The organism is Mesorhizobium sp. WSM4836 (genome assembly GCF_055811815.1).
Genome location: NZ_JBVVQF010000094.1, coordinates 1 through 476, shown reverse-complemented (window position 1 = coordinate 476; position 476 = coordinate 1). Strand labels below are relative to the sequence as shown.

Below are 476 nucleotides of genomic sequence, written 5' to 3'. Positions count from 1 at the left end.
ATCCTGTTCGGCAAGTGGTCGGGCACCGAAGTCAAGCTCAATGGCGAAGACCTTCTGATCATGAAGGAATCCGACATCATGGGCATCATCGGCTGATCATCGGCCTTACCGTCAACTGAATCTTTAATCTTCGGGCTCGTTGCGAGCCCCTGCCAGGAGCTAAACATGGCTGCCAAAGACGTAAAATTCTCCCGCGATGCCCGTGAGCGCATGCTGCGCGGCGTCAACATCCTCGCCGACGCGGTGAAGGTCACGCTCGGTCCGAAGGGCCGCAACGTCGTCATCGATAAGTCGTTCGGCGCACCGCGCATCACCAAGGACGGCGTCACCGTCGCCAAGGAGATCGAGCTTGAGGACAAGTTCGAGAACATGGGTGCGCAGATGGTCCGCGAAGTCGCCTCGAAGACCAACGACATCGCCGGCGACGGCACCACGACCGCGACCGTTCTGGCACAGTCGATCGTCCAGGAAGGCCA

1 protein-coding gene and 1 pseudogene are annotated in these 476 nt (G+C 59.7%); both read left to right on the top strand.

Annotation, left to right across the window (positions count from 1 at the left end; all coding sequences use genetic code 11):
* A pseudogene (locus AC0L2P_RS32245) lies at positions 1-96 on the top strand (co-chaperone GroES); the annotation flags it as partial.
* Between the two features lie 69 nt (positions 97-165).
* Positions 166-476, top strand: a 311-nt coding sequence (locus AC0L2P_RS32240) for a TCP-1/cpn60 chaperonin family protein (RefSeq protein WP_292136986.1), incomplete at its 3' end; no start/stop codon positions are given.